Source organism: Candidatus Planktophila sp., assembly GCF_044232745.1.
In the GTDB taxonomy this organism is placed as follows: domain Bacteria; phylum Actinomycetota; class Actinomycetes; order Nanopelagicales; family Nanopelagicaceae; genus Planktophila.
The window spans coordinates 41,830-57,011 of sequence record NZ_JBIILI010000004.1 but is presented as its reverse complement, the minus strand read 5'-3'; the positions used below and the strand labels follow the sequence as shown (position 1 = coordinate 57,011).

The following is a 15,182-nucleotide window of genomic DNA, read 5'->3' as shown; positions in this document are numbered from 1 at the left end:
CCATGGATCAATTGCTTCTAAAGACATTGCGTGTAGTTGCGCTGCCAACGACAACAAATTTTCGTGGCATAACTGTTCGCGAAGTTGCTTTAATTCAAGGCGAATATGGCTGGGGGGAGTTCTCGCCATTTCTTGAGTACGACGATGCTGAATCTGCCCCATGGTTAGCCTGCGCTATTGAAGCGGCAACCCAGCCAAAACCGCAGCTACATCGCACGCATGTATCGGTCAATGGAACTATTCCTGCACTTAACAAAGTGGAAGATTTAGAAAGAGTGGTGAACTCTTTTCCGGGTGTTTCAACTTTTAAAGTAAAAGTGGGAGAAAACCTTTCCGAAGATCTTGCACGCATAAGCACTATTAGGTCCCTACGCCCCAGTGCCAAAATTCGCATCGATGCTAATGGCTCGTGGAAAGTTGATCAGGCTGTTTCATTTCTGGATTCGGTAGGGGAAATTGAATATGTTGAACAACCGTGCGCATCAATTGAAGAACTTCGAGAATTAAAACAGCGGGTTGCTGTGAAGATTGTTGGCGACGAAGTACTGCGTAAAGCAAAAGATCCTTTTGCCATTGATTTAGCTGGAGCTATTGATTACTTGATGTTGAAGGTTCAACCACTCGGTGGTATCAAACGTGCGCATAAACTTGCAGAACATCACAAGTTGCCTGTTGTGGTTTCCAGTGCCCTAGAAAGTGCTGTTGGAATGAATTATGGGCTTACCTTGGCTGCTTCATTTGAGGAGATGAAATTTGATTGTGGACTTGGCACAGGTTCGCTATTGGCAAAGAACGTAGCCGAATTGCCAATAGTTGATGGAAAGATTGCGATAGGTGATGTAGTTCCTAATTTTGAAGGCTTAGATGTAAGTGCAGATCGCTTCGAATGGTGGAAGAATCGGATTATGAGAACTGCCGAGCTGCTGAAGTGAATAATTCAACCTCGCTAGCTCGCGTAATCGTTCGCCAAATCATTGAAGCAGGGATTACAGATGTAGTTATTTCTCCTGGTTCGCGCAATGCACCTTTGTCCTTGGCTTTTTTTGAAGCATCGCAAGAAGGCCTAATAAAGCTACATGTGCGCATTGATGAACGGACCGCTGCATTTTTTGCACTAGGAATTATAAAATCAACTGGCCGGCCAGTACCTGTGGTGTGTACGAGTGGCACAGCAGTTGCGAATTACCATCCTGCGGTGCTCGAAGCCAGCCACACAAATGCACCACTGATGGTTTTAACGGCAGATCGACCAGCGATGTTGCGCAAAACCGGTGCAAATCAAACGACAGAACAAGCGCGAATATTTGGCAAAGCAGTTCGTTACTTTGCAGATATTGATGGTCCTGTTTACCCAATGGAATTGCCACTAGATAGTTTGCGAACTGGGCCTATTCATTTAAATCTGCAATTCGATGAACCTTTATTGTCAGATGATTCTTCAGATTGGCTTTCACAAATCAATGTGTCACCAAAAGAGTTTGTCGCACGTACTAAGCGGGGCACACTTCGCTTGGTTGGTGCGCGCGGTGTAGTCGTAATTGGGCATGATCGTGGTGGTTTAACAGTTAATGAAATAACACAGTTCGCAAAGATTTTAGGTTGGCCAGTAATCGCTGAAGACCCTCTCTCTTTTCCAGATGCAATTGCACATGCTTCAATTTTCTTAGCTTCACCAGAAATACGCAGCACATTGATTCCACAATCTGTTCTTGTTATTGGTAGAACTACTTTGTCACGATCCATAAATGCGTTTATCAAGTCGAGCCCGATCACATACGTAGTAGACCAACGACTTGCAACAGTGGATTCTGATCGCCAAGCTGATCGCAAATTTACAGAGTTACCGGATCTTCAAGGTGTTATCCAATCTGATGAATGGCTTGCAAAGTGGAACAAGGTTTCTGAGCGCGCACAAAAGCTGATCGAATCGTTAGACGGATGGAATGAGGCGGTCATTGCACGAACAATTGCTGCAGCAATCCCTAACGACACAGCGTTGTTTGTTTCTTCATCACGGCCAATTAGAGATCTAGAAGGTTTTGCCCAACCTAGAAGCGGAGTTCACACCTACGCTAATCGTGGATTAGCAGGCATTGATGGAAATATTTCAACAGCTCTAGGAGTTGCCTACTGTCACAAGGCCACAATTGCGTTGCTTGGCGACCTTTCTTTCTTGCATGATTTAACAGGGTTAATTACTAAGGAAGCAATTAACTGTCGATTTGTAGTGATAAACAATGATGGTGGTGGAATCTTTTCAACCCTCCCACAGCGCGGTGTAAATGGCTTTGAAACAGTTTTTGGAACACCGCATGGCTTGAATCCAGCTGCAATTGCTCAGGCGATGGGACTAGCTGCCAAGCAAATCACAACCCTGAAAGAGTTAGAGGCAGAAATAAAGGCCCCGATATCTGGAATTAGTGTTGTTGTGTGTGATGTACCTGATCGCGAAACAAATGCAGATAACTTAAAAAAGATTATGGACGCACTTTCCTCTATTTAAGAGCGCTTCGCATAGGTGAAAACTTCGCGTACGTTTCAGCTAATTCAATATCAGGATCTGAACCATCAACAATTCCGCAGCCAGCAAAAATTCGAATAGTGTCACCATTTATTTGTCCACACCGAAGTGCAATTCCAAGTTCTCCGTCACCTGCTGCATCTACCCAACCAACAGGTCCTGCATACCGACCACGAGACATTCCTTCAATTTCGGTAATTAGAGCAGCAGCTTTTGGTCGGGGAGTTCCGCAAACAGCAGCTGTTGGGTGCAATTGCTCCAGAATTGTAAAGGCATCAGTATGGGCAAGTGTTTCAACTAATGCACCTGTCACATCAGTTGCAAGGTGCATAACATTTGCAAGGTGTAATACAAATGGGGATTCAGGAACATTTGTTGATGAGCAAAAAGGTTCTATTGCATCTGCAACGGAGCGCACCGCATATTCATGTTCTGCTAAATCTTTTGATGAACGGGCAAGTGATGCGGCAAGTGCTAGATCTTTTGCATCATCTCCGGTTTTACTAATTGTGCCCGCCAGGACTCGTGAAGTAATCATTCCACGCGATAAACGAAGCAAGAGTTCAGGGGTAGCACCAACCAACCCTGAAATTAAATACTTCCAAGTTGATGGATACTCGTCGGCTAGTTTGTTCAAGATAGCCCGTGGATCAATACTTTCACTGGACTTAATTGTTATATCTCGAGCTAAAACAACCTTGTCCAAATCCCCTGATTGGATGCGTGCAACCGCTGTTGCAACGCGGTTTTTCCAATCAATGTCAGATTGCGAGTTTTCATCCCAGCTCATTTCAGCGTTAGAAATGTGATCAGGGGCGGTTTTTAGTAGTGGTTGAGGATCTGACCCAATCCACGTAATCCAAGATTTTTCACCCTTAGATCCAACAATTACTTGTGGGATCACAAGGACCGAAACATCATCAGGTGAAAACGAAAAAGATGTGAACACAATTGGGCCAGTCCCGCTGCCATGAACGGTATTTGTGACCGCTAATTTTTCTAACTGCTTTTGCCACCAGTGACGAGCATCTGCAAATCTGTGAGGACCGCTAACTGTTGTGGTCGCGTAAGTGCCCCAACCAACCAAACCATCACCACTTCGGACCCAGGCAAGTGGATTTGAATCTGGAAGTAATTCCAGCAATGGCAAATGCTCGCCTAAGCGAGTAGTTGTGATGGGTATGAGTTGTGTCATTGTTACGAATTTTTGCGGTTAAGAAAGCGCCAAACAACAGGCAACGAAGTTCCGGCAATTGCAATCTTTAATACTTCACCAACGATAAATGGAGTAAGTCCTGCTTTAATCGTCCAATCCCAACTTTGTCCGGTGTATTGGTGCAACCACACAAGACCAAATGCAAAAGTAGTAATGGTTCCGATTAACATCGATGGAAGCGCGGTTAAAAAATTTTGATCTAGGCGAAAACGTGCAAGCTGACCCAACACAAAAGTTGCAACTAACATTCCGATTAAGTAACCACCGGTTGCACCAACTATGCGATCCAAACCATGGCCGCTATTTGCAAATACCGGTGCACCCGCAACTCCAGCCAAGATGTAAATGGCAAAAGTTGTGACACCCAAAGTCGATCCGTATGCAGTTCCAAGAATCAAGACACCCAAAGTTTGACCAGTAACAGGAACCGGAGATCCAGGAACCGGAATCGCAATTTGCGCCAAGGCTGCCAAGCCAAGAACTCCACTGACCACCAGAACAGCGTTTGAAAGAGCTGTAGAGCGGGGGATAAGTGAAGTGCGAAGCGATGTAGCAGATAGCGACATGGTGAGCCTTTCGATGTACCTAAGTTGTGGATGAGCCTACTTCAAGGGAGAATATGCCTATGTCCCGCGCTAATTTGAGCAAAGATCCTGATGAGGTCGCGGCAATGTTTGATGGGGTTGCCAAGCGGTATGACCTTGTTAACGATCTTTTGAGCCTGGGCCGAACCAAGGCGTGGCGTAAAGCGGCAACAAAGATCATCGCTCCACAGCCCGGAATGGTGATTTTGGATCTAGCAGCAGGCCCCGGATCCTCATCCGAACCGCTGTTTAAGGCTGGGGCAACGGTTTTTGCCACTGATTTCAGCGAGGGAATGCTGGCCCAGGGTCGAAAGGCCCGCCCGTATCTCAATTTTTCCAAGGCTGATGCCCTCAATCTGCCCTTCGAGGCCGATACCTTTGATGTAGTCACTATTTCTTATGGGCTCCGAAACACCGCAGATTTCGATAAGGCGCTAACCGAGGCCTTACGGGTCACCAAACCAGGTGGGCGGATGGTGGTTATCGAATTCAGCCACCCAACCTGGCGCCCGTTCCGCACGCTGTACACGGAGTATTTAATGCGGCTATTGCCTGCTATTGCTAAAAAAACCGCTTCAAACCCAGATGCCTATGTCTACTTGGCCGAATCGATCAGGGCTTGGCCAGATCAAGCAGGACTAGCAGCGCGGATGGAAAAGGCTGGCTGGCGCGATGTCAGCTGGAAGAATTTAACTTTTGGGGTTGTTGCAGTTCACAGCGGGAAAAAGGGCTAGCGGTCACTGGCATAGGCCAATCGACCTTAGGATTTCGACCGTGACCTCCAATCCATACGTCCCGATTTTGGTGATTGGCGCCATTGGCTTTGGCTTCGCGCTCTTTTCCGTAATCGCAGGTGCGCTCGCAGGCCCAGCTAGATACAACCGGGCAAAGCTGGATGCCTACGAATGTGGAATCGAACCATCGCCGCAAGCAGCTGAAGGTGGACGTTTTCCAGTTAAATACTTCTTAACTGCAATGCTTTTCATCATTTTTGATATCGAAATCGTTTTCCTTTACCCATGGGCGGTTTCATTTGATGCTCTTGGTTTGTTTGGTTTAGTTGAAATGGCAATTTTTATCGGAACAGTTTTTGTTGCATATGCATATGTGTGGCGCCGCGGCGGATTGGAATGGGACTAAACAATGGGTCTTGAAGAAAAAATCCCAAGTGGTTTCTTATTAACTACAGTTGAAAAACTTGCAGGATATATGCGCAAGAACTCATTGTGGCCAGCAACATTTGGACTTGCATGTTGTGCAATTGAAATGATGGCTGTTGGTTCGGCCGCAAAATATGACATTGCTCGTTTTGGTGGAGAAGTTTTCCGCGCATCCCCACGCCAAGCAGATTTAATGATCGTTGCTGGTCGCGTATCAAACAAGATGGCACCAGTACTTCGTCAGATTTATGATCAAATGTCAGCACCTAAGTGGGTTCTTGCCATGGGTGCATGTGCATCATCAGGCGGAATGTTTAACAACTACGCAATCGTTCAAGGCGTAGACCACATTGTTCCGGTTGATATTTACTTGCCTGGTTGCCCACCACGTCCAGAGATGTTGCTTGATGCAATTTTGAAATTACACGAGCAGATCAATGAGACAAAACTTGGTGCAAACCGTGCTCAGATCATTAAGGAAGTTGAACTTGCAGCGATGAACGCAAAGCCAACTCACGAGATGAAGGGCTTGCTTGCGTAATGACTGATGGAATGTTTGGCGCAAAAGGTACGGGCGACACATCTGGCTACGGTGGTTTAGTTCGTAAAGCCAGTACTGCAGGCTCTTCTGAGCGTCCATACGGTGGTTATTTTGATGATGTTGCCGATGATCTAGAGCGCGCTTATCCAGAATTTTCAGATGCAATCGAACGCGTTGTTGTAGATCGCGGCGAAATAACTTTGCATGTAAAGCGTGAAAAGTTAGTAGAAGTTGCCTTGATCTTGCGCGACACATTGAAGTTTGAAATGTGCATGGGGGTCAACGGAGTTCATTACCCAGAACAAACAGGCCGTGAATTACATGCTGTGTACCCATTGTTGTCCATGACAAAGAATCAACGTATTCGTTTAGAGGTTTCAGTTGCAGATGCTGACGCACATATTCCATCTTTGGTCGAAGTTTGGGCCGGCAATAACTGGCATGAACGTGAAACCTTCGACATGTTCGGAATTATTTTTGATGGCCACCCAGGCTTAACTCGTATCTTGATGCCAGATGACTGGGAAGGTCACCCACAACGTAAAGATTACGCACTCGGAGGAATTGCAGTTGAGTACAAGGGTGCAACCACACCGCCTCCTAGTGAAAGAAGGAGCTACAAGTGACAACATTTGATCCATACGCACCTTCGCGTGATACTACCGAAGGAAAAGTTTTCTCTGTTACTGGTGGTGACTGGGATGTATTAGTTCAAGATATTGGCGCAACCAAAGAAGAACGCGTCGTCGTAAATATGGGTCCACAACACCCGTCAACACACGGTGTACTTCGTTTGGTTCTTGAACTTGAAGGCGAAACTGTTACAGAAGCGCGTTGCGGAATTGGATATCTGCACACTGGTATTGAAAAGAACATGGAGTACCGCAACTGGACTCAGGGGACAACTTTTGTCACTCGCATGGATTATTTAGGACCACTTCACAACGAGACTGCTTACTGCTTGGCAATTGAAAAATTGTTAGGGATTACAGATGATGTTCCAGAGCGGGCATCTGTTATTCGAGTGATGATGATGGAGCTCAACCGAATTTCATCGCACATGGTTGCACTTGGGACCGGTGCTCTCGAATTAGGCGCTATGGGACCTATGTTTTTTGCCTTCCGCGATCGCGAAACTGTTCTTGAAATCTTCGAAATGATCACTGGATTGCGCATGAATATGGCGTACATCCGTCCAGGTGGAGTTCAACAAGATCTTCCAGAAGGTGCTCTTACCAAGATCCGCGATGGCGTAAAGCTGATGCGTAAAAACTTTAAAGACAACGCAACCTTGCTTATTGGAAATTCAATTTGGATGAAGCGCACACAAGGAATTGGTTATTTAGATCTTGCAGGATGTACAACTCTTGGAATCACCGGTCCCGTACTTCGTTCGACCGGAATGCCATGGGATCTTCGTAAGGTTCAACCATATTGTGGTTACGAAAACTACAACTTTGATGTTGTAACTGCAGATACTTGCGATGTGTACGGTCGTTTCTTAATTCGTATGAATGAATTAGAGCAATCACTTCGCATTATCGAACAGTGTGTTGATAAGTTAGAAAAACTTCATGGAGCACCAGTAATGGTTGCGGACAAGAAAATCGCGTGGCCTGCACAACTTGCAATGGGTGGCGATGGACTTGGTAATTCACTTGATCACATCCGCCAAATTATGGGTACATCAATGGAGTCTTTGATCCACCACTTCAAATTAGTAACAGAAGGTTTCCATGTTCCTGCTGGTCAGGCATATGTAGCAATCGAATCTCCTCGCGGAGAATTAGGCGCCTCTGTGGTTTCTGATGGAGGAACTCGTCCGTATCGTGTTCACTTCCGTGAACCATCATTTAATAATTTACAAGCAACAGCTGCAATGAGTGAAGGTGGCATGGTTGCCGACATCATCGGCGCGGTTGCATCAATCGATCCAGTTATGGGAGGAGTTGATCGCTAATGGCATATTCAGATGAAGATTTCCAGATTATGGATTCAATTATTAAGCGTTACCCACGCCCACGCTCTGCGATCATGCCTTTGTTGCATTACGTACAGTCAAAAGCAGGGTATGTAACCAACGAAGGTATTGAAGTTATTGCAAAGGTTCTTCAATTAGAAGCTGCTGAAGTGACTGCTGTATCTACCTTTTACACCCAATATAAGCCAACGCCAGTAGGCGAGTACCACGTTGGTGTTTGTACCAATACTTTGTGCGCAGTTATGGGCGGGGACGCAATCTTTGATTCACTCAAAGATCACCTAGGTATCGGAAACGATGAAGTCACACCTGATGGCAAAGTTTCTTTAGAACACATCGAGTGCAATGCAGCGTGTGATTACGCTCCGGTTGTCATGGCGAACTGGGAATTTTATGACAACCAAACAGTTGAGTCCGCAAAAGATTTAGTTGATTCGATGCGTGCAGGAAATCCAAAGCCTCCAACACGTGGTCCTAACAAGTTGGTTACTTGGAAAGAAGCATCAGCGGTACTTGCGGGATTAAATGATGGACTTGCGCACGAAGGTGTTCAGGCCGGAGAGCCAACATTGCTTGGTTTGAAACTTTCGAAAGAAGGCAAGTGATGACAAAGCTAGCTCCTGTCCTATCTGCGCATTGGGATGAAAAAGATTCATTCACACTTGCTGGCTATAAGCGTCACGGTGGATATACAGCAGCTACAAAAGCACTTGCTATGGATCCAGATGCAGTGATTCAACTTGTTAAAGATTCTGGACTTCGTGGTCGTGGAGGCGCAGGCTTTCCAACTGGAATGAAGTGGGGCTTTATTCCGCAAGGCGATAACAAGGACCACTACTTAGTTGTAAATGCAGATGAATCAGAACCTGGTACATGTAAGGACACACCACTTTTGATGGCTAATCCGCATGTCTTAATTGAAGGCTGCATCATCGCGTGCCACGCCATCCGTGCAAAGCATGCATTTATTTATATTCGCGGCGAAGTTACACATGTTGTTCGTCGTGTTAACCAAGCAATCGAAGATGCCTATGCAGCCGGAATTCTTGGCAATGGAATCGATGTAGTTCTACATATCGGAGCTGGTGCTTATATTTGCGGCGAAGAAACTGCGCTCCTTGATTCACTCGAAGGTTTCCGTGGTCAACCTCGCTTGCGCCCACCATTTCCTGCAATTGCAGGCCTTTATGCACGCCCAACCGTTGTAAATAACGTTGAATCAATCGCATCAGTTCCGGCAATCGTTAATAACGGAGCCGAGTGGTACCAATCAATGGGAACCGAAAAGAGCAAGGGAACAACGCTGTATTCGCTGTCAGGGCACGTTGTTAATCCAGGTCAATTTGAAGCACCGCTTGGAATTACGCTTCGTGAAATTCTAGATATGGCTGGCGGAGTTCGTCCGGGCCACACCTTGAAGTTCTGGACACCTGGTGGATCTTCAACACCATTGTTTACAGATGCACATCTTGATGTTGCTTTGGATTACGAAGGCGTTGCTGCTGCAGGGTCAATGCTTGGAACTAAAGCATTACAAATATTTGATGAGACAACATGTGTTGTTCGTGCAGTATTGCGTTGGACAGAGTTTTACAAGCACGAGTCATGCGGAAAGTGCACACCATGTCGCGAAGGCACATGGTGGTTGGTACAAATTCTTCGCGATCTAGAAGCAGGTAAAGGCACCGAAGCTGATCTAGCCAAATTACTCGATCTCTGCGACAACATTATGGGACGTTCTTTCTGCGCACTTGGTGATGGTGCAACTAGTCCAATTACATCTTCCATTAAATATTTCCGTGATGAGTACATTGCCCACTTAACACAAGGTGGTTGTCCTTTTGATCCAGTTGCCTCAACTCTATTTGCCGGGGCTGGTGCATAAATGACAAATGAAGTTGTAGACATGATTACCGTTGTAATTGACGGTTTTGAAGTTACTGTTCCAAAGGGAACATTAGTTATTCGAGCTGCAGAACAACTTGGAATTCAGATTCCACGTTTTTGCGATCACCCATTACTTGATCCTGTTGGCGCTTGTCGACAGTGCTTAGTTGACATCGAAATAAACGGTCGCGCATTTCCAAAACCACAAGCATCGTGCACAATTCCTGTTGAAACAGGAATGATTGTAAAAACACAATTAACGTCGACAGTTGCTGAGAAAGCACAGCGCGGAGTTATGGAGCTTTTGCTGGTAAACCACCCACTTGATTGCCCAGTGTGTGACAAAGGTGGCGAATGCCCATTGCAGAACCAGGCAATGAGTACAGGCCAAGGTTCAAGCCGTTTTGAAGGCGTAAAGCGCACATTTGAAAAGCCAGTCAATATTTCTTCACAAGTGTTACTGGATCGCGAACGCTGCGTTTTGTGTGCACGTTGTACTCGTTTTTCTGAGCAAATTGCTAGCGATCCATTTATTACCTTGAATGAACGTGGTGCTTTGCAGCAAGTTGGTATCTATGAAAACAAACCTTTTGAATCTTATTTTTCTGGAAACACTGTTCAGATTTGCCCAGTAGGTGCACTCACTGGCGCTGCCTACCGTTTCCGTGCACGACCTTTTGATTTAGTCTCAACACCATCTGCCTGCGAACACTGTGCATCAGGTTGCGATATGCGCACCGATGTTCGTCGTGGAAAAACACTACGCCGCCTTGCAGGTGATGATGCCTCTGTAAATGAAGAATGGAACTGCGACAAGGGTCGTTGGGCATTTAAATATGTAACAGCTGTTGATCGCCTAAAGGTTCCACAGATTCGTAATTCTGATGGAGTACTTGAAGAAGCATCATGGCCAGAAGCGTTGGCAGTTGCTGCAGCAGGATTAAAGGCTGCAAAGTCAGCCGTACTTGTTGGTGGTCGCACAACGTATGAAGATGCCTACGGATACAGCAAGTTTGCGCGCGTTGCACTTGGTACAAACGATATTGATTTCCGTTCACGAGTTTCATCTGATGAAGAACGTGAATTCCTTGCAGCTCGTGTTGTTGGCTCATCAACAACCTACCGCGATATTGATAAGGCCGATCAAGTTTTGCTGGTTGGTTTTGAGCCAGAAGAAGAGTCACCAATCGTTTTCTTGCGCATTAACAAGCAGTTCCGCAAGCGCGCACTGAAGGTTGTTTCAATTGGATCTAAGGAATCAATTGCGGTCGAGAAGTTAAAGGCACATTTTGTAAAGGTTGCACCGGGACAAGAAGCTGCAGCAATTGCTGCGCAGTCTTTAACGAATAAATCTATAATTCTTGTCGGAGAACGTGCCGCTGAAAGTGCTGGCGCATTGAGCGCAGTTGCAGCACTTGCTGATTCAAGTGGTGCAAAACTTGCTTGGATTCCACGTCGCGCAGGTGAGCGTGGAGCACTAGAAGCTGGTGCAATCGGCAATTTGTTACCAGGTGGACGCCCAGTTACAGATGCAGCAGCCCGCGTGGATATTGCAGCGCTGTGGAATACAAACTCGATTCCAACTGAAATTGGTCGCAGTACCTCACAAATTGTTGATGCCATAAATGCCGGACAAATTGGTGGCCTCATTGTTGGTGGCGTAGACCCACTAGACGGTGATAACAGCGCCGCAACACTTACAGCACTTGAAAAGGCATTTGTTGTATCACTTGAAATTGCACCAAGTGCGGTTACTGAGCGAGCAAATGTTGTATTGCCAGTCGCCGCGGTCACTGAAAAATCTGGTTCATTCCTTAACTGGGAAGGCCGACCTCGTTCATTTGATGCAGCGGTTAACGACTCGTTAAATCGCAGCGATCTTCGTATTCTTTCCATGATCGCTGAAGAAATTGGTACCCCACTTAACTTAGGAACAGTCACCGCCGCCATCAAGGAAATTGCATCAATTGGCAAATGGGAAGGCGCGCGAGTTTCATTTAATTCAATCAGTGCGTCAGCACAACCTGTAATGACTGCAGATCAGGCACTCATTACTTCATGGCGACGTTTGCTAGATCTTGGCACTTTGCAACAGGGTGAAGAAAATCTTGCAGGAACCGCACGACGTACAGTTGCAGTTATTTCTCCTAAGCGAGCTCAGGGGATGGGCGTTGTTGATGGAGACCTAGTTAAGATTTCAACACAGCAAGGATCAGTAACACTTTCAGCTTTAGTTGAGAATATTCATGACGATGCAGTGTGGGCTCCCCGAAATTCTCGAGGATCTCAATTGTTGGTAAACCTAGGCGTCGCACATGGCGCAGTAGTTACGGTGGTGAAAGCATGACAAATGCAGAGCTGATTGCATCAGATCCAGGTTGGTTAATCGCTGTAAAGGCATTAATCGTTTTTGCGATCTGTGTATTACTGACACTGATGTCCGTCTGGGGAGAACGCCGTGTTGTTGGTCGTATGCAACAACGCCCAGGCCCAAACCGTGTCGGTCCATTTGGATTAATCCAAGCACTCGCTGATGGAGTTAAGTTGGCGCTAAAGGAAGACATTATTCCTACCGCTGCTGACAAAGTCGTATTTGTGCTGGCACCAATTATTAGTGCTACTACCTGCTTTATGTCCTTTGCCGTGATTCCAATTACTGGCGAGGTAACAATGTTTGGCCGCCAAACCGCAATGCAACTAACTGATCTTCCAGTTGGTGTTTTGTATATTCTTGCAATTGCATCAATTGGTGTTTACGGGATCGTGTTAGCTGGTTGGTCTTCAGGTTCCACATATCCGTTACTTGGCGGACTTAGATCCAGTGCTCAAGTAATTTCATATGAAATTGCAATGGGACTTTCATTAGTTGCGGTATTTATCTATGCCGGTTCAATGTCAACATCAGACATCGTGGCTGCGCAATCATCATGGTGGTACGCAGTCGTCTTATTCCCATCTTTTGCAATTTTTGTAATTTCAATGGTTGGTGAAACAAACCGTGCACCATTTGACCTTGCCGAAGCTGAAGGTGAACTTGTTGGTGGATTCCACACCGAATACTCATCACTAAAGTTCGCACTCTTCTTCTTGGCTGAATATGTAAACATCATTGCAGTATCCTCATTAGCAACAACCTTGTTCCTTGGTGGCTACAAAGCTCCACCGGGACTTGGATTTACTGAAAGCTGGCTAGGTGGCTGGTTCACCGCAATTTGGTTCTTCCTCAAAGTGCTTACCTTCTTCTTTGTATTCGTGTGGCTACGTGGAACACTTCCACGTTTGCGATACGACCAGTTCATGCAGTTTGGCTGGAAAGTATTGATTCCAGTGTCAATTGTTTGGATCCTGGTTGTTGCAACGCTTCGCGTGCTTTCATTGCAGAATGCACCAAGAGCAGTAATTATCGCTTTTGCGAGCAGCATCGTCTTTATCATCATGGCGGTTAATGTTGGATTTGAAACCGCTAAAAAGAAAAAAGATCAAGCAATTGCAGATGGCGATAATAAAGAAGCGCCAAAATTTGCGGTGCCTTCTTTACCAATGGAAGTTTCAACTATCAATGTGTCACAGAAGGTAGGAGACAACCGTGAGTGAAAACCTAGAACCGTTAAAGCCAAAAGATCTAGGCATTAACGATGTTGAATTTTATGAAGTAGAGCAGGCTCCTGCGGTTGGTTTCTTTGGCAGCATGAAGGGTTTCTGGGTCACATTTTCTACAATGTTTAAGAAGCCTTTGACAGTTGAGTATCCAGAAGTAAAAGCGCCAACTGAAGAGCGTTTTCATGGCCGCCATCAATTGAATCGCCACCCAGATGGGTTGGAAAAGTGCATTGGTTGCGAGCTATGTGCCTGGGCATGTCCAGCAGATGCTATTTATGTTGAAGGTGAAACAAACACTGAAGAAAATCGAATGTCACCAGGTGAGCGCTACGGCAAGGTGTATCAGATTAATTACCTGCGTTGTGTTTTCTGCGGTCTATGTATTGAGGCCTGCCCTACTCGTGCCTTAACAATGACAAATGAATATGAACTAGCCGATGACACTCGTGCAAAGTTAATTTTTGAAAAGCAAGATCTGCTAGCGCCACTACGTCAAGGAATGTTGATGCCACCGCATCCGATGTATCCAGATATGAATGACACCAATTATTACAACGGTGATGTAAAGCATTCTCATCCTTCACAGGAGGCCAAGTAAGTGTTGCAATTAGCTCTCGAGGTCGGACAGACCGCTAAACCAGAAGCTGTAATGTTCTGGATTCTTGGCCCACTTGCAGTAGTTGCAGCACTTGCAATGCTGCTCGTTAAAAAGGCGGTGCATTCTGCAATCTTGATGGCTTTTGTTATGGTCGTTTTGGCGATTTTTTATATCGCACAAGATGCGGCCTTCTTAGGAATCGTTCAGATTGTTGTTTATACCGGCGCAGTGATGATGCTCTTCTTGTTTATCTTGATGTTGGTTGGTGTTGATTCTTCTGATTCATTAACTGAAACAATTCCTGGACTTCGCCCGATAGCAATTACAGCAGCGGTCGGCTTTGGTGGCTTAATGGTTTCATTGATAGGTCAAGCAACCATTGGTCGCAGTGTTGTTGGTTTATCAGGTGCAAATGCTGAAGGAAATGTTCAAGGCATTGCCAAACTTTTGTTCAGTACGTATGTGTGGCCATTCGAAGTTGTTTCCGCGCTTTTGATTACAGCTGCTATGGGTGCAATGGTTCTAGCCCATCATCAACGAACAACTACCAGGCCAACACAGCGACAGTTGTCTATCAATCGCTTCCGCGGTGAATCTTTGGCAACTGCCGCGGGTCTGCCCAGCCCAGGTGTTTACGCTCGTCACAACGCGGTTGATGTGCCGGCTCTACTTCCTGACGGAACACCTGCTGCTGCATCGGTAAATGCAAGCCTAGAAGCACGTGGAGACATGTTGGATTACAAGAAGTTTGATCTCAGCGAAATCAACACCAAGGTTGAGGAGGAGAAGTAAATGGACGCTTCCAATTACCTCTACATCTCCGCGCTGCTATTTACTATTGGCGCAGTTGGTGTTGTTGTCCGCCGCAACGCAATAGTTGTTTTCATGTGTATTGAGTTAATGCTAAATGCTGCGAATCTTTCATTTGTAACATTTTCACGAATCAATGGTGATCTCAATGGTCAGGTAATGGCTTTCTTTACGATGGTTGTTGCAGCGTGCGAAGTTGTAGTTGGTTTAGCAATTATCGTCACCATCTATCGTTCCCGCCGATCAGCATCTGTTGATGATGCTAGTTTGTTGAAGCGCTAGAG

At 45.9% G+C, this 15,182-nt stretch carries 16 protein-coding genes; 14 read left to right on the top strand and 2 right to left on the bottom strand.

The window, feature by feature from the left end:
* Positions 1-2: 2 nt before the first annotated feature.
* Together AC9UGD_RS03830 and menD are read left to right on the top strand one after the other, a co-directional pair.
* The gene (locus AC9UGD_RS03830) at positions 3-932 is read left to right on the top strand and encodes an o-succinylbenzoate synthase (protein ID WP_509569778.1); all 930 of its coding nucleotides are present in this window, start codon (positions 3-5) and stop codon (positions 930-932) included.
* Positions 929-2,503 carry a 2-succinyl-5-enolpyruvyl-6-hydroxy-3-cyclohexene-1-carboxylic-acid synthase gene (menD, locus tag AC9UGD_RS03825; protein ID WP_509569776.1) on the top strand — a complete coding sequence of 525 codons (1,575 nt, stop codon included), beginning with the start codon at positions 929-931 and terminating at the stop codon, positions 2,501-2,503. The genes AC9UGD_RS03830 and menD overlap by 4 nt, the downstream gene beginning before the upstream one ends.
* Here the strand turns inward: menD and AC9UGD_RS03820 are convergent.
* Both AC9UGD_RS03820 and AC9UGD_RS03815 read right to left on the bottom strand, forming a co-directional pair.
* On the bottom strand, positions 2,496-3,716 hold the full coding sequence (locus tag AC9UGD_RS03820) for an isochorismate synthase (protein ID WP_509569773.1): 1,221 nt from the start codon (positions 3,714-3,716) through the stop codon (positions 2,496-2,498). The genes menD and AC9UGD_RS03820 overlap by 8 nt on opposite strands.
* A 2-nt stretch (positions 3,717-3,718) precedes the next feature.
* Positions 3,719-4,303, bottom strand: a complete 585-nt coding sequence (locus tag AC9UGD_RS03815; RefSeq protein ID WP_509569770.1) for a biotin transporter BioY — start codon at positions 4,301-4,303, stop codon at positions 3,719-3,721.
* Positions 4,304-4,362: 59 nt separating this feature from the next.
* On the opposite strand from AC9UGD_RS03815, the gene AC9UGD_RS03810 reads away from it, so the two are divergent.
* From AC9UGD_RS03810 to nuoK, 12 genes are read left to right on the top strand one after another with little or no spacing between them, the layout of a single operon-like run.
* A complete protein-coding gene (locus AC9UGD_RS03810; protein WP_509569768.1) occupies positions 4,363-5,055 on the top strand; it encodes a demethylmenaquinone methyltransferase in 693 nt (230 codons plus the stop codon).
* A 40-nt stretch (positions 5,056-5,095) separates the two neighbouring features.
* Positions 5,096-5,461, top strand: coding sequence for an NADH-quinone oxidoreductase subunit A (locus AC9UGD_RS03805; RefSeq protein ID WP_509569765.1), 366 nt, complete (start codon positions 5,096-5,098; stop codon positions 5,459-5,461).
* 3 nt (positions 5,462-5,464) lie between these two features.
* Positions 5,465-6,022: a NuoB/complex I 20 kDa subunit family protein gene (locus AC9UGD_RS03800; RefSeq protein WP_509536800.1), complete on the top strand. Its 558-nt coding sequence runs from the start codon at positions 5,465-5,467 to the stop codon at positions 6,020-6,022.
* Positions 6,022-6,648 carry an NADH-quinone oxidoreductase subunit C gene (locus AC9UGD_RS03795; protein WP_509569762.1) on the top strand — a complete coding sequence of 209 codons (627 nt, stop codon included), beginning with the start codon at positions 6,022-6,024 and terminating at the stop codon, positions 6,646-6,648. Before AC9UGD_RS03800 ends, AC9UGD_RS03795 begins: the two co-directional genes overlap by 1 nt.
* On the top strand, positions 6,645-7,982 hold the full coding sequence (locus AC9UGD_RS03790) for an NADH-quinone oxidoreductase subunit D (protein ID WP_509569759.1): 1,338 nt from the start codon (positions 6,645-6,647) through the stop codon (positions 7,980-7,982). The genes AC9UGD_RS03795 and AC9UGD_RS03790 overlap by 4 nt, the downstream gene beginning before the upstream one ends.
* Entirely contained in the window at positions 7,982-8,608 is a 627-nt protein-coding gene (nuoE, locus tag AC9UGD_RS03785) for an NADH-quinone oxidoreductase subunit NuoE (protein WP_509569757.1), read from the top strand. Before AC9UGD_RS03790 ends, nuoE begins: the two co-directional genes overlap by 1 nt.
* On the top strand, positions 8,608-9,888 hold the full coding sequence (gene nuoF, locus AC9UGD_RS03780) for an NADH-quinone oxidoreductase subunit NuoF (RefSeq protein WP_509569754.1): 1,281 nt from the start codon (positions 8,608-8,610) through the stop codon (positions 9,886-9,888). The genes nuoE and nuoF overlap by 1 nt, the downstream gene beginning before the upstream one ends.
* Positions 9,889-12,237, top strand: coding sequence for an NADH-quinone oxidoreductase subunit G (locus AC9UGD_RS03775; protein ID WP_509569752.1), 2,349 nt, complete (start codon positions 9,889-9,891; stop codon positions 12,235-12,237). It begins immediately after the preceding gene.
* Positions 12,234-13,484, top strand: coding sequence for an NADH-quinone oxidoreductase subunit NuoH (gene nuoH, locus AC9UGD_RS03770; protein WP_509569750.1), 1,251 nt, complete (start codon positions 12,234-12,236; stop codon positions 13,482-13,484). Before AC9UGD_RS03775 ends, nuoH begins: the two co-directional genes overlap by 4 nt.
* On the top strand, positions 13,477-14,088 hold the full coding sequence (nuoI, locus tag AC9UGD_RS03765) for an NADH-quinone oxidoreductase subunit NuoI (RefSeq protein ID WP_509569748.1): 612 nt from the start codon (positions 13,477-13,479) through the stop codon (positions 14,086-14,088). The genes nuoH and nuoI overlap by 8 nt, the downstream gene beginning before the upstream one ends.
* Complete coding sequence (locus AC9UGD_RS03760; RefSeq protein WP_509569746.1) at positions 14,089-14,880, top strand: NADH-quinone oxidoreductase subunit J; 792 nt, start codon at positions 14,089-14,091, stop codon at positions 14,878-14,880.
* Positions 14,881-15,180 (top strand): NADH-quinone oxidoreductase subunit NuoK, encoded by a 300-nt coding sequence (gene nuoK, locus AC9UGD_RS03755; RefSeq protein ID WP_509569743.1) that lies wholly within the window; start codon positions 14,881-14,883, stop codon positions 15,178-15,180.
* Positions 15,181-15,182: the final 2 nt, after the last annotated feature.

Bases quoted from the DNA above. Each gene is read 5' to 3' on its own strand.
- AC9UGD_RS03830 (WP_509569778.1), top strand. From the start codon at position 3: ATGGATCAATTGCTTCTAAAGACATTGCGTGTAGTTGCGCTGCCAACG.
- AC9UGD_RS03820 (WP_509569773.1), bottom strand. From the start codon at position 3,716: ATGACACAACTCATACCCATCACAACTACTCGCTTAGGCGAGCATTTG.
- AC9UGD_RS03815 (WP_509569770.1), bottom strand. From the start codon at position 4,303: ATGTCGCTATCTGCTACATCGCTTCGCACTTCACTTATCCCCCGCTCT.
- AC9UGD_RS03810 (WP_509569768.1), top strand. From the start codon at position 4,363: ATGTCCCGCGCTAATTTGAGCAAAGATCCTGATGAGGTCGCGGCAATG.
- AC9UGD_RS03800 (WP_509536800.1), top strand. From the start codon at position 5,465: ATGGGTCTTGAAGAAAAAATCCCAAGTGGTTTCTTATTAACTACAGTT.
- AC9UGD_RS03795 (WP_509569762.1), top strand. From the start codon at position 6,022: ATGACTGATGGAATGTTTGGCGCAAAAGGTACGGGCGACACATCTGGC.
- nuoE (WP_509569757.1), top strand. From the start codon at position 7,982: ATGGCATATTCAGATGAAGATTTCCAGATTATGGATTCAATTATTAAG.
- nuoF (WP_509569754.1), top strand. From the start codon at position 8,608: ATGACAAAGCTAGCTCCTGTCCTATCTGCGCATTGGGATGAAAAAGAT.
- AC9UGD_RS03775 (WP_509569752.1), top strand. From the start codon at position 9,889: ATGACAAATGAAGTTGTAGACATGATTACCGTTGTAATTGACGGTTTT.
- nuoH (WP_509569750.1), top strand. From the start codon at position 12,234: ATGACAAATGCAGAGCTGATTGCATCAGATCCAGGTTGGTTAATCGCT.
- nuoK (WP_509569743.1), top strand. From the start codon at position 14,881: ATGGACGCTTCCAATTACCTCTACATCTCCGCGCTGCTATTTACTATT.